The following is a 17660-nucleotide window of genomic DNA, read 5'->3' as shown; positions in this document are numbered from 1 at the left end:
TGGCATAGGGCTCAAGATGGCAGATCATAACGCTTCTTCCACCGCGAACTTCGGTAACGACGACGGCCTAATCGAGAAGAAGGTCGAAAGCGTCACGCTTCACGAAGGCAAATTTCTGACGCTCAAGCGCGATACCGTGGAATTGCCCGACGGCAAGCACGCCACGCGCGAATTCGTCGAGCATCCGGGCGCGGTGATGATCCTGCCGGAATTCGACGATGGTCGCGTCTTGCTGGAACGGCAGTATCGGTATCCGGTGGGAAAGGTGCTGCTCGAATTTCCCGCCGGCAAGCTCGATCCCAACGAAGACGAGCTGACATGCGCAAAGCGTGAACTGCTGGAAGAGACGGGCTATACCGCGAGCGAATGGATTTTTCTGACGCGTATCCACCCGGTGATCTCCTATTCGACCGAGTTCATCGATCTCTATCTCGCGCGCGGGCTCACCGCTGGCAATGCCCGGCTCGATGAAGGCGAGTTTCTCGAGACGTTTATCGCGGAACCTGCGCAACTCATGCAGTGGGTGAAGGACGGCACGATCAGCGATGTTAAGACGATCATCGGCGCGTTCTGGCTGGAAAAGGTGCGCTCGGGAGAGTGGGAGTTGGGAGAATCGAAGGCGTAGTCGTCATCCGTTGAACCGCTGAAGACGTATCGCTTGCCCCAAGATCATTCGATCTTGGGGCTTGTTCATTTTCGGCGCAGCGCCAGACTGCCACATTTCGCGTTATGGGTGAGCCAAGCGCCCGTACCCTCGAACCGCTAGAATCGATCACCGGTCGAGCAATCAAAAGATCAGTCTTTACGAACGACCGTTCACAATCGATAGTTTTGAGATAAACTTCCCGGAAGTCCCCATCAGCATGAAGGTCCTCGATTTAAAGTGCTCGCATGAACATCGGTTTGAAGGCTGGTTCGCTTCTGCCGAAGAGTTCGAATCGCAACTGTCGCGCAAGCTTGTTGCATGTCCGGTCTGTTCGGAGACCGATGTGAGCCGCATGCCATCGGCGCCGCGTCTGAATCTTTCGACGGCGCGCAACGACCGCGCGGTACCGGCGGAAGCATCGCCGGATGCGGCGGGCGTTCAGGCGCGCGCGCTTCAGTTCATGCGCGAGTTGATCGAGAAGACCGAGAACGTGGGCGATCGTTTTGCCGAGGAAGCACGGCGCATTCATTACGATGAAGCGCCCGCGCGCAATATCCGCGGCGTGACGACGCCCGAAGAAACGCATGCCTTGCTGGAAGAAGGGATCGACGTATTGCCGTTGCCCGTTCCGGCCGCACTGAAAGAGCCGCTGCAGTAAATCAGCGGTGTCTCGTGTGGTCGGCTACACAGGAGACACAGCGCATGAATCTCGATCATTCCCCTGCGGACGAAGCCTTTCGCGCCGACATCCGTAACTGGCTCGAAGCCAGTCTGCCGCGCGCATTGCGCGACAAGGTTCTCAATCACAAGCGTCTGACTCGCGAAGACTTCGTGAACTGGCACAAGCTGCTCGGCGAGCGCGGCTGGTCGGCGGTCGCGTGGCCGAAGCAGTATGGCGGTCCCGGCTGGAACGCCACGCAGCGTCATATCTGGGACGAAGAATCCGCGCGCGCGGGCGCACCGATGGTCCTGCCATTCGGCGTATCGATGGTCGCGCCCGTGCTCATGAAATATGGCAGCGACGCGCAAAAGGCTCGCTATCTGCCGCGCATTCTCGATGGCTCCGACTGGTGGTGTCAGGGCTATTCCGAGCCCGGCTCCGGTTCGGATCTCGCTTCGTTGCGCACGCGCGCCGAGCGACAGGGCGATCACTACATCGTCAGTGGTCAGAAAACGTGGACCACGCTCGCGCAACATGCCGACATGATGTTCTGCCTCGTGCGTACCGATCCCGAGGCCAAGAAGCAAGAGGGCATTTCGTTCCTTCTGATCGATATGAAAACGCCGGGCATCACCGTGCGGCCGATCATCACGCTCGACGAAGATCACGAAGTCAACGAAGTCTTTTTCGACGACGTGAAGGTGCCGGCCGCCAATCTCGTCGGCGAGGAGAATCGCGGCTGGACGTATGCGAAGTATTTGCTGGGGCACGAGCGAACGGGCATTGCGCGCGTGGGGCAATCGAAGCGTGAACTGCGCTTTCTCAAGCGGCTTGCACTCGAACGCACGAGCCGCGGCCAGCCGCTTTTGCACGATCCCTTGTTCGCCGCGAAAGTCGCCGCGCTCGAGATAGAACTGATGGCCCTCGAAGCGACGGTGCAGCGCGTGATCGCAAGCGAGTCGGATGCAAAAGGTCCGGGGCCCGAAGCATCGATGCTGAAGATCAAAGGCACGGAAGTGCAGCAGGCGCTGACCGAACTCATGTTCGAAGCGGCCGGACCGCAAGCGGCCGGCTTCGATCCCGCGTACCTCGAAGGCGAGCGCGACGCGAGCCAGACCGGCGACGACGATGCCGCGCCGCTTGCCGCGTACTACTTCAACTTTCGCAAGACGTCGATCTATGGCGGCTCGAACGAGATTCAAAAGAACATCATCGCGCAGATGATTCTGGGCCTTTGAGGAGCGCGCATGGACTTCGATTTAACCGATGAACAGCAGCAGTTTCGCGATGCACTGCGCCGCTATCTCGACCGCGAATATTCGTTCGACGCGCGGCAGAAGATCGTCATGTCGCAAGCGGGTGTCGATGCACGGCACTGGAACGCGTTCGCCGAACTCGGCTTGCTGGCGCTGCCCGTTCCCGAAGCGCAAGGCGGTTTCGATGGTGGGCCCGTCGATATGCTCGTCGTGATGCAAGAGCTCGGGCGCGCGCTCGTCGTCGAGCCTTATTGGGCGACGGCGGTCGGCATCGAAGCGTTGCGGCTCGCGGCATCGGCGGAACAGGGCGAATTGCTCGAGCGCGCCGGACGTGGCGAACTCAGGATGGCGGTGGCGTTCAACGAGCCGCACGCGCGCTACGATCTCTTCGATCTTCGCACTACGGCGAGCAAGCAAGGTGAACGCCATACGCTCGACGGCAGGAAATCGGTCGTGCAGCACGGCGCGCAGGCCGATTACTGGATCGTGCCCGCGCGTCTCGGCGATGAAGTCGCGCTCTTTCTGGTGCCGCGCGATGCCGCCAACGTCGATGTCACCGACTACCGCACGATCGACGGTCAGCGCGCCGCGACGCTCGTCTTCAGGAACACGCAAGCCACGCGTTTGAACGGTGGTGCGGCCACGTTCGCGAAGATCGCCGATTACGCCACGCTTTTGCTTTGCGCCGAAGCCCTCGGCGCGCTCGATGCGCTCGATCGCGCGACCGTCGACTACACGAAGGAGCGCAAGCAGTTCGGTGCGCCCATCGCGCGGTTTCAAGTGCTGCAGCATCGCATGGTGGACATGCTGATTCACACCGAGCAGGCACGCTCCATCACGTATCTTGCCGCTGCGCGTTACGCCAGCGACGACGCGGCCACGCGCACGCAGGCCATTTCCGCTGCGAAGGCGCGTGTCGGTCAGGCGGCGCGCTTTGTCGGGCAACAGGCGGTGCAGTTGCACGGCGGCATGGGCGTGACCAACGAGATGCCCGCCGCGCACTGGTTCAAACGGCTGTCGATCATCGAGACGACGCTCGGCGACGTGGACTACCACCTCGCGCGTTTTGCGTCTCAACCCGCGTTTCATGACCTGGAAGGAGCTTGAATGACCTACGCCTATGAAGATTTCGAAGTCGGTGATGCGGTGACGCTCTCCGCCCACACGTTCACGCGCGATGAGATCATCGAGTTCGCGAAGCGTTACGATCCGCAGCCGTTCCATCTGTCGGAGGAAGCGGGCAAGGCGTCGCATTTCGGCGGTCTCGTTGCGAGCGGCTGGAACACCTGTTCCGCGATGATGGGCATTCTCGTGCGCGACATGCTCGCCGATTCGACCTCGATGGGTTCGCCCGGTCTCGACAATATCCGCTGGATCAAGCCGGTGCGCGTCGACGATTCGGTGCGGCTTACGGTGCGCGTGCTGGACAAGCGCGTGTCGAAGAGCAAGCCGGATCGCGGTATCGTCGCCACGCGCTGGGAAGCGCATAACCAGGATGGCGAACTGGTGCTGACGGTGGATTCGGCGGCGCTGTTCGGGTTGCGCGACGCGGGTTCGCAAGCGAGCTAAAGGGCGCGGCGAGGCCGTCTTCCTCGCTCAATCGCGCGCTTCCGAATACCGCCCGAACTCGAGCTTCGCGATGGCATTGCGATGCACTTCGTCCGGCCCATCCGCGAGCCGCAGCGTGCGCGCCGAAGCATACGCATAAGCGAGCGGAAAGTCGTCGCAGATGCCGGCCGCGCCGTGCGCCTGTATCGCCCAGTCGATGACCTGACACGCGATGTTCGGCGCCACGACCTTGATCATCGCGATCTCGCCGCGCGCGCCCTTGTTGCCGACGGTGTCCATCATGTAGGCAGCTTTGAGCGTGAGCAGACGCGCCTGTTCGATCATGATGCGCGCCTCGGCGATGCGCTCTTGCGTCACGCCTTGCCGCGCAATCGGCTTGCCGAACGCCACGCGCGACAGCGTGCGCTTCGTCATCAGTTCGAGCGCGCGTTCGGCGAGACCGATGAGCCGCATGCAATGATGAATGCGCCCCGGCCCGAGCCGCCCTTGCGCGATCTCGAAGCCGCGTCCGGCGCCGAGCAATAAGTTGGCGGCCGGCACGCGCACTTGCTCGAGCGTAATTTCCATGTGGCCGTGCGGCGCGTCGTCGTAGCCGAAAACATTGAGCGGCCGACGCACCGTGATGCCCGCTGCATCGGCAGGCACGAGGATCATCGATTGTTGCGCGTGGCGTGGCGCATCGGGATCGGTCTTGCCCATCACGATATACACCTTGCAGCGCGGATCGCCCGCACCGGATGACCACCACTTGTGGCCATCGACGACGTAATCGTCGCCATTGCGCATGATGCTGCAACGGATGTTCGTCGCATCCGACGACGCCACTTCCGGCTCGGTCATCAGAAACGCCGAACGAATCTCGCCGCGCAGAAGCGGTTCGAGCCACTGCGCCTTTTGCGCGTCGGTGCCATAGCGTTCGATGGTCTCCATGTTGCCGGTATCGGGCGCATTGCAGTTGAAGACTTCGGGCGCCCACGGTACGCGGCCCATGATTTCGCAGAGCGGCGCGTATTCGAGATTCGTGAGACCCGCGCCACGCGCCGATGCCGGCAGAAACAGATTCCACAGTCCTTCGCGCCGTGCGTGGTCCTTGAGGCTTTCGATCAGCCGCGTCGGCACCCATGCGTTGCCCGCTGCGCGATTGGCCGCGATCTCCTCGGCGAAGGCGTGTTCGTTCGGATAGATATGCGCGTCGAAGAAGGCGAGCAGCTTCTCACGCAGCGCGTGCACCTTCTCTGTGTAGTCGAAATTCATCGCTCGTCTCCTCTTTTCCGTCTTCAGTGGCCGACTTTCTGGGCGTAGTGCCAGGCAAGTTCGGCCATCGGCCGCGCGCGCCGGCCCGCATCGGCGGCTTGTGCGCTCGCGGCGGTGCCATCGACCACACGCTTCATGATGCCTTGCAGAATCGCGGCGATGCGGAACATGTTGTAGGCAAGGTAAAAGTTCCAGTCGCCTTCGATCGCAAAGCCCGTGCGTTCGCAATAGCGTGCGACGTAGGCGGCTTCGTCGGGAATGCCGAGCGCGGTCCAGTCGAGTCCCGCGATACCGCGAAACTGCGATGGATCGACATGCCAAGCCATGCAGTGATACGCGAAGTCGGCGAGCGGATCGCCGAGCGTGGAGAGTTCCCAGTCGAGCACGGCAAGCACGCGCGGCTCGTTCGGATGAAAGATCAGGTTGTCGAGCCGGAAGTCGCCATGCACGATGCTGACGCGCGCCTCGACTTGCGGGATATGCCGCGGCAACCATTCGATCAGGCGGTCCATTGCGTCGATGGATTCGGTTTGCGACGCGACGTACTGCTTGCTCCAGCGTCCGATTTGCCGCTCGAAGTAGTTGCCAGGCTTGCCGTAGGTGGCGAGTCCGACCGCTGCTACATCGACGGTATGAAGCGCGGCGATCACGCGATTGGTTTCGCCATAAATCGCGGCGCGTTCGTCGGCCGACATGCCGGGCAGCGACGGGTCCCACAAGACGCGGCCTTCCACAAAATCCATGACATAGAACGCGCGGCCGATCACGCTCTCGTCCTCGCACAGCGCGAGCATGCGCGCGACGGGGACATCCGTGGCGGCGAGTGCGTGCATCACGCGATATTCACGCTCGATTGCATGCGCCGATGGCAAGAGCTTCGCGGCCGGCCCGGGCTTCGAGCGCATGACATAAGCGCGCGTGGGCGTGACGAGTTTGAAGGTCGGGTTCGACTGGCCGCCCGCGAACTGCTCCAGCTTGAGCGGGCCGCTGAATCCTTCGACGTGCGCGGCAAGCCACGCGGCGAGCGCGTCGCTATCGAAGCGCTGGCTCTCGTGCACCGGACGCGTTCCTTCGAACGCTGCGAAATCGGTTTCGTTGTCTGGCATCGTCTCCTCCCATATTTTTGTGGTGCGCCAGGACGTCGCGCTTCAGTCCATCTCGTCGGCCTTGAAGCGCAGAAACTGCGCGTACAGCAGTTCCATCGTCGTGTGACGCACGTCGGCATGAAGCGGCGAGGGCGGCGAATGATTGATTGCATGCACGACCCAGTCGCCGGGTTTGTCGCCGACATCGAGCGCGTTGATGCAGCCCGTCGCCTGCGACAGATGTCCGAAGAACGCGCGCCCGCCGGCCGTGATCGCATGCGACAGCAACGCGCGATTCACGCCGCCGTGCAGCACGAGCAGCACCGTGTCCCATGAGGCATCGCCGCGCAGCTTCGTCATGGCGGGCAGCGCGCGATCGAGCAGCTCGCCAATGCTTTCGCCGCCCAGAAAGCGCGTCTCTTCGGGCACCACGCCATCGAACACGGAAAGAAACGCGCGCTCGATATCTTGCGTCGTGAGACTCGCGAGCCGCCCGCCGCGTATCTCCTGCCACTCCGGCCAAACTTCCGGCTCGATTGGCTGATCCGTTTCGGCGAGCACGCGCTGCGCCGTTTCGCGCGTGCGCGGCAAGCCGCTCACGATCACGCGGTCAAAGCGAATGTTCTGCGCGGCAAACACGCGTCCAGCCGCGCTTGCTTCCTTGCGGCCGCGTTCGTTGAGCGGCACGCTTTCCGGGTCGATTGCGCGGCCGCTGTCGTCGAAATACGTGACGTCGCCATGGCGCATCAGATAGATGCGGCGGCGTTTGGGCAACTGGTATTGAGCCATCTCAGCGGTAAGTCGGCTGACGCTTTTCGAGGAACGCGGTAATGCCTTCGAGCGCGTCACCGTGATGCAGGGCGTCGACGAAACTGTCGCGTTCCATGTCGAGATGCGCGGCGAGCGGCTGCACGTCCGCCGCGTTGATGAGCGACTTGATGCGTGCGAGCGCTTTCGGCGACACGCTGCCGAGATCGTCGGCCCAGGCGATGGCGGCATCGAGCGCAATGCCTTTCTTCGTCAGCCGGTTGACCACGCCCACTTCATACAGACGCGCCGCGCCGATCGGCTTCGCTTCGAGCAGGACTTCGCTGGCGAGCGTGCGCGGCAAGGCGCGCGCGAGGAACCACGAAGCGCCGCCATCGGGCGTGAGGCCGACGCGCGCATACGACATGACGAAGCGCGCGTCGTCGGCGGAGACGATCAGATCGCACGCGAGCGCAAGCGAAAATCCCGCGCCGGCCGCGGCACCCTCCACGGCCGCGATGATCGGCTTGGTCGATGCCCGCAACGCGCTGATCCATTCGCCCAGCAAGTCGATGCTCTCGGCCTGCACCGATTCATCCTTCGCGCGATTTTCGAGCAGCCTGTTCAGGTTGCCGCCCGAGCAGAAGAAGTTGTCCGCGCCCGTCAGCACGATGGTGCGCACCGACGTGTCGCGCTCGGCCGTGCTGAGCGCCTCGATGCCGGCCGCATACATATCCGGATGCAGGGCGTTGCGCGCGCCCGGATTCGACAGCTTGAGCACGAGCGTGGTGTCGCTCCCGGCAGGGCGGTAGGTCAGCAGTTCGGCGCTCATCTGAGCTCCTCGATATGGGTAAGAGAAAGTCCGAGCCTCGCGCGGCGTGCGAGCCAGGGCGAAGGCCGGTAGCGTGGGTCGCCGAGCACGCCGTGGATGTTCTGCAAGATCGTGAGGATGGTCGCGGCGCCGAGCGCGTCGCCGAGTGCGAGCGGTCCGCGCGGATAGCCGAGGCCGAGCATGACGGCGAGATCGATGTCGGACGGCGTCGCAATGCCTTGCTGCGCGATATCGCAGCCAATGTTCACGATGGTTGCCACCACGCGTTGCGCGACGAAGCCGGTCGAGTCGCGGATCACGCTGACGGGCACGCCATCGGCGGCGAAGAGCGCGTGCGCCGCGTCGCGCATGGCGGGCGTGGTCGCGGGCGTCGTCATGATGGTGCGGCGCGCGGCGGTATCGAAGGGAAAGAGTGTGTCGATGGCGACGACGCGCGTGGCGTCGAGCTTTTCGGCGACGGCGGCGGTGGTCGCATCGAAGCCGAGCGGCGTGACCACGATCAAGGAATCCGAAGCGGGCGTTGCGTCGGTATCGAGTTCGACCGATGCGGGAAGCAACGCGCGCACCGCTTCATAAGCGCTTTGCGACGCCCGACTCACCCACACGCGCTTGGGCAAGCGGGTAGGCGCTTCGGCTTCGGGCGGCGCGATGTGTTTGCCATCGGCATATCGATAGAAACCTTCGCCCGTCTTGCGCCCGATCAGCCCGCCCGCGAGCCGCGTGCCCGTGATCGGCGAAGGCCTGAAGCGCGGCTCTTCATAGAACTGGTGATAGATCGACTCCATCACCGGATGCGAGACATCCAGCGCGGTGAGATCGAGCAATTCGAACGGCCCGAGGCGAAAGCCCGCCTGCTCGCGCATGATGCGGTCGATGTCCGCGAAACTCGCCACGCCTTCGCTCGCCACGCGCAGGCCTTCGGTGTTCATGCCGCGTCCCGCGTGATTCACGATGAAGCCCGGCATGTCCTTCGCGCGCACCGGCGTGTGACCCATGCGGCGCGCGAGTTCCATGAGTGAATCGCCCGCGCGCGGATCGCCACGCAGTCCGTCGATGACTTCGACCACGCGCATCAACGGCACGGGATTGAAAAAGTGGAAGCCCGCGACGCGTTCCGGTTTCGAGCAGCCCGCCGCGATTGCGGTGATCGACAGTGACGAAGTGTTCGACGCGAGAATGCAGCGCGCGCTCACCACGGCTTCGAGTTCACGGAACAGTTCGCGCTTGATGTCGAGATTTTCGACGATCGCTTCCACGATGACGTCGCAATCCGCGAGTTCGCTCGCGTCCTGTGCGTCGTGCACGTTGGCGAGCGCGGCGTGCGCATCGGCTTCTCTGATCTTGCCCTTGGCGGCGAGCTTCGATAGCGTTTCGGACAGATACTCGCGCGCGGCGGCAAGCGCGACGGGATTGGCATCGAAGAGACGCACGGTGAGTCCGGCGAGCGCCGCGATCTGCGCGATACCGCGACCCATCGCGCCGCTGCCGACGATTCCAAGCGTTCCGATTGCGTATTCCTGCGAACTCATGATGCGGATGTCTCCTCTACGTGATTGAATTCGCCGCGCCCCGCTCAGAGTTTCGAGAGCCTTTGCAAGGCGAGCGCCAGCGTTTCTTCCTTCTTGGCGAAGCAGAACCGCACGACGCCGGATTCGTGACTCTCGTGATAAAACGCCGACACCGGAATGGCCGCGACGCCGATCTCGCTCGTGAGCCATTGCGAGAAGTCGGCTTCGGGCATGTCGCTGATCGCCGAATAATCGACGCACTGAAAATAGGTGCCGTCGCAAGGCAGGAGCTTGAAGCGGGTATCGGCGAGACCCGCGCGGAAAAAGTCGCGCTTCTTCTGATAGAACGCGGGCAGTTCGAGATACGGCTTCGGGTCTTCGAGATAATGCGCGAGGCCGACCTGCATGGGTGTGTTCACCGTGAACACGTTGAACTGATGCACCTTGCGGAATTCGGCGGTCAGCGCGGCGGGCGCGGCGACGTAGCCCACTTTCCAGCCTGTCACATGGAAGGTCTTGCCGAAGCTCGACACGACGAAGCTGCGCTTGGCCAGTTCCGGATAGCGCGAGACGCTTTCGTGCGGCGCGCCGTCGTAGACCATGTGTTCGTAGACTTCGTCGGAGAGGATCAGCACGTTGGTATCGCGCACGATCTCTTCGAGCTTTTTCATGTCCGCCGCGCGCCAGACGCGCCCGGTCGGATTGTGCGGCGTGTTGATCATCAGAAGGCGCGTCTTCGGCGTGATCGCGGCGGCGATCTTGTCGAAGGGCAGCGCGTAGTCGGGCGCTTCGAGCGCGACGAACACGGGCTTGCCGCCCGCGAGCTCGATGGACGGCACGTAGCTGTCGTACGTCGGCTCGATGACGATGACTTCATCGCCCGGATGCACGCAGCACAGCACCGCCGTGAGCAGGGCCTGCGTCGCGCCGGCGGTCACGGTGATCTCGCGGTCGGCGTCGTAGGCACGGCCGTAGAGCGCGTCGATCTTGCGCGCGATGGCCTGACGCAAGGGCGCGGCGCCCGCCATCGGCGGATATTGGTTGTGGCCGTCGCGCATGGCGTTGGCGACGGCATCCACGACGCGCGGGTCGCAGTTGAAATCGGGGAAACCCTGACCGAGATTCACCGCGCCCTTCTGTGCGGCGAGCGCGCTCATCACGGTGAAGATGGTCGTGCCGACATTGGGCAGACGCGACGGAAAGGACAGCTCGGGCGGGGTCTGTGGCAGTTCGTGCGTGGCGTTCATGGCGTGGACGTGTGCTGACGGGTAGGGTTGCTATTCTAAACAGCGCTTGCAATGTGCGCGGACGTGGCCTGCGGTGCCTCGGATCGTGCCTCGAATGCGGTGACGAAAGGTTTGGGTTCGCCGATACGAAACGCAAAATCCCGCGCGATGCGCTTCGCGAGCTTCAGCACCGCGCGATCCTTCGAGACGAGCCAGTCCGCGCGAGAAGCCTGCGCGAGTTCGAGGAATTTCTGGTCGTCGCGGTCGCGGCACTTGGGCAGCGGCCGTTCGCCTTCCTGCGTGCGCGGCGCGATCAAGGTCGAAAGCCGCGCGACGATGGCAAGCGCCGCTTCCCTGTCGACGTTCAAGCGCAAGAACTGCGGATAGTCGAGCACACGCGTGAGTTCGGTGAGACACCGCGGATCGATCAGCGCTTCGAGCGTGCCTGCTTCGAGCGCGGTGCGAATCGGGCGCGTGGCGGGATCGTCGAATACGAGGATGTCGATCCACACGTTGGAATCGAGCACCACGCGTAAGGCGGAGGCGGGCGTGGGCGCTTGCACGGGCAGCGCGGCGGAATTTTCCATTCGATACAATTGGGGGTTTATGCCTATGATCGCCGCTCGTTTGACGGCGAGCCTCCATGATAATCGTTCTATCGCCTGCCAAATCGCTCGACTACGAGACGCCGCCACATATCCGCAAGCACACGCTGCCCGAGTTCGTCGATGACGCCGCCGAGCTCATCAAGGGTCTGCGTCATCTTTCGCCGCAACAGATCGGCGGAATGATGGGCATCTCGGACCAACTCGCGTCGCTCAACTTCCAGCGTTATGCCGAATGGTCGAAGCGTTTCGACGAGACCAATTCGAAGCAGGCCGTGCTCGCCTTCAATGGCGACGTCTACGAAGGCTTCGCCGCGAAGACGCTGTCTTCGGCCGATCTCGACTACGCGCAGAATCATGTGCGTGTTTTGTCCGGGCTTTATGGGCTCTTGCGACCACTCGACCTATTGCAGCCTTATCGCCTTGAAATGGGCACCAAGTTTCCGAACGCACGCGGCAAAGATCTTTACGCGTTCTGGGGCGAGCGCATCACGGCCGCGCTCAACGAGCAATTCAGGAAGCAGCGCGGCGCGCGCGTGCTCGTGAATTGTGCGTCGGGAGAATATTTCAAGTCGGTGAAGCCGCGGCTTCTTGACGTGCCGGTGGTCGCGCCCGTGTTCGAGGACTGGAAGGGCGGACGCTACAAGATCATCAGTTTTCATGCGAAACGCGCGCGCGGTTTGATGGCGCGCTATGCGGTGAAGAACCGCATCGACGAGCCGGAAGGGCTCAAGGACTTCGACAGTGACGGGTATGCGTTCGACGCGAAGGCATCGAACGATACGACTTATGTTTTTCGCCGCCGCGTCGCGGATTAAAGTGTCTGCATCAAGGAATTCATCATGAGCATTTCAATTTCAAGTCATTTCGATGCGGGCGCAATCGAAGTCGTCGACGCCACCAACCCGTCCGATATTCGTTTGCGCGTGCGTCCGGATTCTCACGCCGATTTCGCGCAGTGGTTTTATTTCCGCGTCTCGGGTGCGCGTGGCGAGCGTCTCGTGATGAGCTTCGAGAATGCGGCGCAATGCGCGTTTCCGGAAGGCTGGCGCGACTATCAGGCGGTGGCGAGCTACGATCGCGTGAACTGGTTTCGCGTGGAGACGGAATACGTGGGCGGCGTGTTGAAGATCGACCATACGCCCGATTTCGATCGCATCCATTACGCGTATTTCGAGCCGTATAGCGACGAGCGTCACGCGGAATTCCTTGGCGCCGTGCAGCAGATGCCGCACGCCACGTTGACCGAACTTGGCAGCACGGTGCAAGGCCGACCAATGTCCTTGCTTTCGCTCGGTCTCGCCGATGGCATGAGTGCCAAGCCCAAGAAGAACGTGTGGATCATCGCGCGCCAGCATCCGGGCGAAACGATGGCGGAATGGTTCGTCGAGGGCCTCGTCAAGCGGCTCGCGGGCTGGGGCGACTGGGCGGGTGACCCGACCGCGCGCGCGGTACTGGATCGCGCGGTGTTTCATATCGTCCCGAACATGAATCCGGATGGCAGCGTGCTCGGCAATTTGCGCACCAACGCGGCCGGCGCGAACCTGAACCGCGAATGGATGGAGCCGGATGCCGCGCGCAGTCCCGAGGTGCTCGTGGTGCGTGATGCCATCCGCGATATCGGCTGCGACATGTTCTTCGACATCCATGGCGACGAAGCCATTCCTTACGTGTTCGTCGCGGGCTCGGAGATGCTTCCGGGCTTCACCGGCAAGCAGGCGGAAGAACAGAAGGCGTTCATCGAGTTCTTCAAGCAGGCAAGCCCGGACTTTCAGGACGTGCACGGCTACGAGTCGAGCAAGTATCAGACGGATGCGCTCAAGCTCGCGTCGAAGTACATCGGCAACGAGTACAAGTGTCTCTCGCTGACGCTGGAGATGCCGTTCAAGGACAACGCGAATTTGCCGGATGAGCGGGTGGGCTGGAGTGGCGAGCGGAGTTCGGCGCTTGGTGCGGCGATGTTGCAGGCGATTCTTTGGCAGTTGCAGACGTATCCGGCCTGATCTATCCGACAGCCTTTCCGATGACGCAAAAAGGCGCGACACCTTCAGGTGCCGCGCCTTTTTTGTTTGCCGTGCTTCCTGGCTGGCTAGCTAGTGCTTCTTGGCCGACTTCTTCGTCGACTTGCCCGAGCTCTTGCTTTTGCCCGCAGACGCACCTTTTGTTTTCGCGCCATGCTTGCCCTTCGTGCCGCGTGCGGACGACGGTTCGGCGCGGGGGCGTAGTGGCGGAACCGGATCGTTCCAGCCGAAGGCGAGCATTTGACTGCCTACGTAGCCACAACGAAACTTGAGCGGCGTGACATCGCTCTCACCGCTCTTCGAGACGCCTTCGCCCTCGACTGTCACGACGTTGTCCACCTTGATACGCTGCTTCTTCTCGTCGAACGAATCGTTCCACGGTTCGATGGTCGAGCGCGATGGGTCGAAGACAGCAGGCGGAAACTCTACGTGATCGAACGCCGCCGAAGTGCTGGCGATGAAGTTGCCGTGTGCCGCGCAATCCGCGACGAGCGGATTGGCGTGGAAGTCGGTGACGAAGTGGTGAATCAATTCGTTGCGCTCGTCGAGCGAGTCGGCTAAGGCGGATACTGCCGCGCATGCAATCGATGCGCATACCGCCAACCGGCCGACGAGCCGCAAAAGCCGGCGCGGTGCGTGGTTACTTTCCATCAAGTCTGGTGCTAAGAAGACACGGGCAAGTAAGATGCCGCGTGCGGGGAAGGAGTTCCATCTTATCGCACTTTGATTGCGTTTTTGCTCGCGTGCAATTCGGCTTGCGGTGTGCCTCAGACGCGAGGTCCGCGATCAAGGCGATAGCGGCGCACGTCGTAAGTGGTGATCCAGGCTGGCTTATACACCGAGATCAAAATGGTGAGCAGGCCGGTAAAGAGCGCTTCGCCAACAACCAGCAATAGCGAGCCGCGCATGAATGCAGCGGGCACGGTGACCGGTCCGCCGATGAGCGCCATCTCGAAGAGCACCGTCGCACCGCATGCCGCGGCAACCGCTGCCGCGGAACTCACGAAGCCGTGCCCGATGATGAACGTAAACAGATTGCGCGGCAGCCACGCATTGGATAGCCGTTGCAGGAACGTTGATACCGCAACAGGCAGCGCGCCGAACAACATATAGGTGACCGCGACCGAGAGCCAGGATGCGTCGAGCACGACGGCCGCGAGACCGGTGGTGGCAGCCGTGCCGATGAGCGCCAGCCGCCAGTCGAACAAGGTGACCATCAAGGTCGCGCCCAGCAAGTGGATGACGGGTCCGTCGTCGAACCATGCATTGCACGCCCACAACACCGTCACCGCGACGATGATGCCAAGCCACACGTGCTGTAGCGTGGCGTCCTGCAATCTGCTGAAAGGACGCTGCAACAGTACGAGCGCGAGCAATCCCGCGGCGACTATCCAGCCGCCGACGGTAAGCCAAAGCGGGAGCGGTGTGTAAAAGAACCCCATGCCTTGCATATTACTCGTTGCGCGTGATTCGTGCGTGCAAACGACGAACCCAAACGCGTCCTTTGTTGCTAGAACGTCGCCTCGGGCTGGGCGGCCATTGGCAGCGACGACGCGTCGCTTTCCGTGAGTGACGGATACAGCGCGCGTCTTCGGCGCAATGGCACCACGTTCGCTTGTCCCGGCACTGCGCGCTCCGGCGCTTCGCATTCGCTGCTGCGAAGAATCTCGAGATGCGCGGTTTGCACGCCGTTATAGATGGCAACGGCAGCGGCACGGTTCGTGGCGCCTAGCTGCTGAAAGATGCTCGCAAGGTGGATCTTGACAGTGCCTTCGCTGATACCCAGCGTCTTCGCGATCATCTTGTTGGTGCTGCCCATGTGCACGCAACGCATGATCTGCTGCTGCCGCGGCGACAGGGCAGGCAGATGACGCAGCCGCCGCCGAATGGCCGCGCTGAGCGGCGTACGAATGATGAGCGACTCCTGACTCAGCGCCGGATCGATCACATCGGGCGGCACGTAATGACCGCCGATGAGCACCATGTCGAGCGCCCTGACGATGAGAACGGGATCGAGCGTGCGTGGAATGACGCCCATCGCGCCGATGCCCATCAGCATATAAACCTGAGCGACCGTGGGTCGGTCGACTACTACGGCGGTGGGGATGCCTCGTGCCTCTTCGAGCAGCGTCTGTAGATCGCCCGCTCGCAGATGAGGCTCCCAGTCGACGACAATCAGGCTGGATCTGGCTTGTCTCAAGGCCACCCCGGCCTGTCGCCAGTCGATTACTTCGTTGAACTGCGCGTGACGCGCGATACGGCGCAGCAATGTTTTAAGGCCTGCACGACGTTCGCCGTCAGCACCCATGATCGTAATTTTCATGCTTATACCTCGAATCAATACGCCGACGCCTGCGCGTCGGGACTTGCTGCCGACAAGCGCGTCGGCACGGGTCCATATTGACAAACTTCGGCCGATTTTTCCCCCTAGCCAAACGGCATAGGCAGAATTGCACAAAAAACCCCGCAAAAGCGGGGTTTTTTAATTGCCTTAGGCACTTAGTCTTATGACGCCAGTCAATGAAAGTGAGGTTGCGCAGGCTCGGCGTCTTCAGGCATCTCGGCATGTACGATCTCACCGAGCGGATCTGCGTAAAGCGGCACGCCGCAGTCGTCGCAAAATTCGGGTTCGAAGCGGCCTGCGTGGCGGCGCACGTCGGACACTCCAGCTTTCTTCAATAGCTCGACGATTTCTTCGACCGGACCATTTGCGCCTTCCAGTTCGACGATGTCCTCTTCCATGTCCAGCTCGCCGTTCTCGCGGCCGTATAACGGCCATACGACACCGTAGATCACATCGTTACTGCCGCGACGCGTGAAGCCGACTCGATACTCGTCGATTCGGCGCTCGCCAAAGCCCGCGATGACTGCGCGCAATTCCTGCGGCGCGGTGCCGAGCGTATCGAACAGATAACGCACCGCCGTGCGCACCGTGTGAGGGCGGACTTGCTCGTCTGCATCGCGGCAGGCTGAGTAATAGGCGTCTGGAAGCAGGCATTCGATCTCACAACCCGGCAGGATGGCAGCGAAGTTTGGCCCACCTTGCGCCATCCATTGCTCCAGGCACTGACCGCGTTCAGTACGACCGCCCGTTTCGTCTTCTTGCCAGCGGAAGAAAGCCGCGCCTGCTGGAACAATCGCGATGGCCAACAGGAAGCGCGGGTCGGCGAGAATTGGCGAGGTCTCCGGCAGATCAGCTAGATTGAGCCGGACTGCCGCCGCGCCCAAGGCGGTCTGCGTCAATTGCTGGGCTAGCCGAGCCGTATCCACGTGATGACGCGGCAATTGATCGATGCTGTACAGATACGGCGCAAATGCGACGCGCGCACCCGCCGCGAGCACGTGCGCCTGCAGCTGCGTACGCATGGCGTCGATCGTCTCGGACTTGAGCGTACCCGACGGGATGGAATAGCGCGTCCAGGCAAGCACCGGCGCGGCAATCAGGAGCGCTTCGTGCGCGACGCCGTCAATGTCGATGGCAAAAGACTCGCTATGCGTCTCGGCCATATCGGCAAGCGCACCGTAGGCATCGGGATGATTCTGTTGGAGATGATCCAAGGCAGCGTCGAGCGTTGTTTGATTGCCGTTACGCACGAGTTTGGCGATAAGGGCATCGAGACGCGCTTCCCAGAAGCGGTCTTCGACGCGGCTGCCCGACGCGAACAGCGCGAGCGAGAGACTGACGAGCTTGTCAGCGTCCGGAGGAATACGTTTTGCAATTCGCGAGCGCATAGGGATACGAGTTTAGTTGGGGCAGAAAACCTTTAATTGTAGTCGCTTAGGTGGCGCCGTTACTGCTCATCTGAATGGTAGCTAGAGTGACGTTCGAAACGTTGAACACGGGCTTTGAAGTGGATCGTTTGGGCGGTGGATCTTCGCCCGTCAATTTTTTCGTTTCGGCTACTTGCGGATTGCACGCCGCGCAACTAGAATTCCGTTCCTTCGCGATTCGATGAACGCGAAGGAAGCGGGAGGTGGTTTCAGTAGGCGAGGCGGACAAAGGTGGTATTCGCTCCGAAGCGCGGTGGGCAAGAAAAGAAAGCTTCAAATTCTTGTTGACAGTAACTGAAACGACGTACATAATCTCGTTTCTCTGCTGCAGATGCAGCGACGCAAGACGAAGCGGTGCTGAGCAAAATGCTTGGTGCGCTTGGCAGGAAGTCTTAGCGAATGTGCTCTTTAAAAACTAACAGCCGATAAGTGTGGGCACTTGATGGCGCGAGCGGTTCTGACCTTTCGGGGTTGGGACG

The 17660-nt window shown here is 61.9% G+C and carries 18 protein-coding genes; 7 read left to right on the top strand and 11 right to left on the bottom strand.

Annotated elements, in window-relative coordinates:
• The first annotated feature begins 16 nt into the window (after nucleotides 1–16).
• The 5 genes from NCR40_RS08265 to NCR40_RS08245 all read left to right on the top strand — a co-directional run bounded on the left by NCR40_RS08265 (nucleotide 17) and on the right by NCR40_RS08245 (nucleotide 4132).
• Nucleotides 17–625: an NUDIX domain-containing protein gene (locus NCR40_RS08265; RefSeq protein ID WP_244825469.1), complete on the top strand. Its 609-nt coding sequence runs from the start codon at nucleotides 17–19 to the stop codon at nucleotides 623–625.
• Between the two features lie 238 nt (nucleotides 626–863).
• Nucleotides 864–1304 carry a DUF1178 family protein gene (locus NCR40_RS08260; RefSeq protein WP_244825468.1) on the top strand — a complete coding sequence of 147 codons (441 nt, stop codon included), beginning with the start codon at nucleotides 864–866 and terminating at the stop codon, nucleotides 1302–1304.
• A 44-nt stretch (nucleotides 1305–1348) separates the two neighbouring features.
• Nucleotides 1349–2545 (top strand): acyl-CoA dehydrogenase family protein, encoded by a 1197-nt coding sequence (locus NCR40_RS08255; protein ID WP_250465129.1) that lies wholly within the window; start codon nucleotides 1349–1351, stop codon nucleotides 2543–2545.
• 9 nt (nucleotides 2546–2554) lie between these two features.
• A complete protein-coding gene (locus tag NCR40_RS08250) occupies nucleotides 2555–3670 on the top strand; it encodes an acyl-CoA dehydrogenase family protein (RefSeq protein WP_250509195.1) in 1116 nt (371 codons plus the stop codon).
• Nucleotides 3671–4132, top strand: a complete 462-nt coding sequence (locus NCR40_RS08245) for a MaoC family dehydratase (protein WP_244825464.1) — start codon at nucleotides 3671–3673, stop codon at nucleotides 4130–4132.
• A 27-nt stretch (nucleotides 4133–4159) separates the two neighbouring features.
• Here the strand turns inward: NCR40_RS08245 and NCR40_RS08240 are convergent, their stop codons facing one another.
• The 7 genes from NCR40_RS08240 to NCR40_RS08210 are packed head-to-tail and all read right to left on the bottom strand — an operon-like array spanning nucleotide 4160 to nucleotide 11371.
• A complete protein-coding gene (locus NCR40_RS08240; RefSeq protein WP_250509194.1) occupies nucleotides 4160–5386 on the bottom strand; it encodes an acyl-CoA dehydrogenase family protein in 1227 nt (408 codons plus the stop codon).
• A 23-nt stretch (nucleotides 5387–5409) separates the two neighbouring features.
• Entirely contained in the window at nucleotides 5410–6492 is a 1083-nt protein-coding gene (locus tag NCR40_RS08235) for a phosphotransferase (protein WP_250509193.1), read from the bottom strand.
• 42 nt (nucleotides 6493–6534) lie between these two features.
• On the bottom strand, nucleotides 6535–7260 hold the full coding sequence (locus NCR40_RS08230) for a histidine phosphatase family protein (RefSeq protein WP_250509192.1): 726 nt from the start codon (nucleotides 7258–7260) through the stop codon (nucleotides 6535–6537).
• A 1-nt stretch (nucleotide 7261) separates the two neighbouring features.
• Complete coding sequence (locus NCR40_RS08225; protein ID WP_244825456.1) at nucleotides 7262–8050, bottom strand: oxepin-CoA hydrolase, alternative type; 789 nt, start codon at nucleotides 8048–8050, stop codon at nucleotides 7262–7264.
• Nucleotides 8047–9579, bottom strand: coding sequence for a 3-hydroxyacyl-CoA dehydrogenase (locus NCR40_RS08220; protein ID WP_250509191.1), 1533 nt, complete (start codon nucleotides 9577–9579; stop codon nucleotides 8047–8049). Before NCR40_RS08220 ends, NCR40_RS08225 begins: the two co-directional genes overlap by 4 nt.
• 44 nt (nucleotides 9580–9623) lie before the next feature.
• A complete protein-coding gene (locus tag NCR40_RS08215) occupies nucleotides 9624–10805 on the bottom strand; it encodes a pyridoxal phosphate-dependent aminotransferase (protein ID WP_244825453.1) in 1182 nt (393 codons plus the stop codon).
• Between the two features lie 35 nt (nucleotides 10806–10840).
• Entirely contained in the window at nucleotides 10841–11371 is a 531-nt protein-coding gene (locus tag NCR40_RS08210) for a putative toxin-antitoxin system toxin component, PIN family (RefSeq protein ID WP_250509190.1), read from the bottom strand.
• Nucleotides 11372–11427: 56 nt separating this feature from the next.
• Here NCR40_RS08210 and yaaA point away from each other — a divergent pair, with 56 nt between their 5' ends.
• Nucleotides 11428–12207, top strand: a complete 780-nt coding sequence (gene yaaA, locus NCR40_RS08205) for a peroxide stress protein YaaA (protein WP_250509189.1) — start codon at nucleotides 11428–11430, stop codon at nucleotides 12205–12207.
• 24 nt (nucleotides 12208–12231) lie between these two features.
• Complete coding sequence (locus tag NCR40_RS08200) at nucleotides 12232–13392, top strand: M14 family metallopeptidase (protein ID WP_250509188.1); 1161 nt, start codon at nucleotides 12232–12234, stop codon at nucleotides 13390–13392.
• 90 nt (nucleotides 13393–13482) lie between these two features.
• Here the strand turns inward: NCR40_RS08200 and NCR40_RS08195 are convergent, their stop codons facing one another.
• The 4 genes from NCR40_RS08195 to NCR40_RS08180 all read right to left on the bottom strand — a co-directional run bounded on the left by NCR40_RS08195 (nucleotide 13483) and on the right by NCR40_RS08180 (nucleotide 17142).
• Nucleotides 13483–14061 (bottom strand): BspC domain-containing protein, encoded by a 579-nt coding sequence (locus NCR40_RS08195; RefSeq protein ID WP_250465109.1) that lies wholly within the window; start codon nucleotides 14059–14061, stop codon nucleotides 13483–13485.
• A gap of 116 nt (nucleotides 14062–14177) precedes the next feature.
• Nucleotides 14178–14852, bottom strand: a complete 675-nt coding sequence (locus tag NCR40_RS08190) for an energy-coupling factor ABC transporter permease (RefSeq protein ID WP_250465107.1) — start codon at nucleotides 14850–14852, stop codon at nucleotides 14178–14180.
• Between the two features lie 68 nt (nucleotides 14853–14920).
• Nucleotides 14921–15733, bottom strand: coding sequence for a LuxR family transcriptional regulator (locus NCR40_RS08185; RefSeq protein WP_250492514.1), 813 nt, complete (start codon nucleotides 15731–15733; stop codon nucleotides 14921–14923).
• Between the two features lie 194 nt (nucleotides 15734–15927).
• Nucleotides 15928–17142, bottom strand: a complete 1215-nt coding sequence (locus tag NCR40_RS08180) for a DUF2863 family protein (RefSeq protein ID WP_250509187.1) — start codon at nucleotides 17140–17142, stop codon at nucleotides 15928–15930.
• Nucleotides 17143–17660 lie beyond the last annotated feature (518 nt).

This window comes from Caballeronia sp. GACF4 (genome assembly GCF_023631025.1).
Lineage (GTDB): Bacteria > Pseudomonadota > Gammaproteobacteria > Burkholderiales > Burkholderiaceae > Caballeronia.
The sequence above is the reverse complement of the archived record's forward strand: the minus strand, read 5'-3'. Positions and strand labels throughout refer to the sequence as shown.

Excerpts from the sequence above, each read along its gene's own strand:
- NCR40_RS08265 (WP_244825469.1), top strand. The coding sequence starts at position 17 with ATGGCAGATCATAACGCTTCTTCCACCGCGAACTTCGGTAACGACGAC.
- NCR40_RS08260 (WP_244825468.1), top strand. The coding sequence starts at position 864 with ATGAAGGTCCTCGATTTAAAGTGCTCGCATGAACATCGGTTTGAAGGC.
- NCR40_RS08255 (WP_250465129.1), top strand. The coding sequence starts at position 1,349 with ATGAATCTCGATCATTCCCCTGCGGACGAAGCCTTTCGCGCCGACATC.
- NCR40_RS08250 (WP_250509195.1), top strand. The coding sequence starts at position 2,555 with ATGGACTTCGATTTAACCGATGAACAGCAGCAGTTTCGCGATGCACTG.
- NCR40_RS08245 (WP_244825464.1), top strand. The coding sequence starts at position 3,671 with ATGACCTACGCCTATGAAGATTTCGAAGTCGGTGATGCGGTGACGCTC.
- NCR40_RS08240 (WP_250509194.1), bottom strand. The coding sequence starts at position 5,386 with ATGAATTTCGACTACACAGAGAAGGTGCACGCGCTGCGTGAGAAGCTG.
- NCR40_RS08235 (WP_250509193.1), bottom strand. The coding sequence starts at position 6,492 with ATGCCAGACAACGAAACCGATTTCGCAGCGTTCGAAGGAACGCGTCCG.
- NCR40_RS08230 (WP_250509192.1), bottom strand. The coding sequence starts at position 7,260 with ATGGCTCAATACCAGTTGCCCAAACGCCGCCGCATCTATCTGATGCGC.
- NCR40_RS08225 (WP_244825456.1), bottom strand. The coding sequence starts at position 8,050 with ATGAGCGCCGAACTGCTGACCTACCGCCCTGCCGGGAGCGACACCACG.
- NCR40_RS08220 (WP_250509191.1), bottom strand. The coding sequence starts at position 9,579 with ATGAGTTCGCAGGAATACGCAATCGGAACGCTTGGAATCGTCGGCAGC.
- NCR40_RS08215 (WP_244825453.1), bottom strand. The coding sequence starts at position 10,805 with ATGAACGCCACGCACGAACTGCCACAGACCCCGCCCGAGCTGTCCTTT.
- NCR40_RS08210 (WP_250509190.1), bottom strand. The coding sequence starts at position 11,371 with ATGGAAAATTCCGCCGCGCTGCCCGTGCAAGCGCCCACGCCCGCCTCC.
- yaaA (WP_250509189.1), top strand. The coding sequence starts at position 11,428 with ATGATAATCGTTCTATCGCCTGCCAAATCGCTCGACTACGAGACGCCG.
- NCR40_RS08200 (WP_250509188.1), top strand. The coding sequence starts at position 12,232 with ATGAGCATTTCAATTTCAAGTCATTTCGATGCGGGCGCAATCGAAGTC.
- NCR40_RS08195 (WP_250465109.1), bottom strand. The coding sequence starts at position 14,061 with ATGGAAAGTAACCACGCACCGCGCCGGCTTTTGCGGCTCGTCGGCCGG.
- NCR40_RS08190 (WP_250465107.1), bottom strand. The coding sequence starts at position 14,852 with ATGGGGTTCTTTTACACACCGCTCCCGCTTTGGCTTACCGTCGGCGGC.
- NCR40_RS08185 (WP_250492514.1), bottom strand. The coding sequence starts at position 15,733 with ATGAAAATTACGATCATGGGTGCTGACGGCGAACGTCGTGCAGGCCTT.
- NCR40_RS08180 (WP_250509187.1), bottom strand. The coding sequence starts at position 17,142 with ATGCGCTCGCGAATTGCAAAACGTATTCCTCCGGACGCTGACAAGCTC.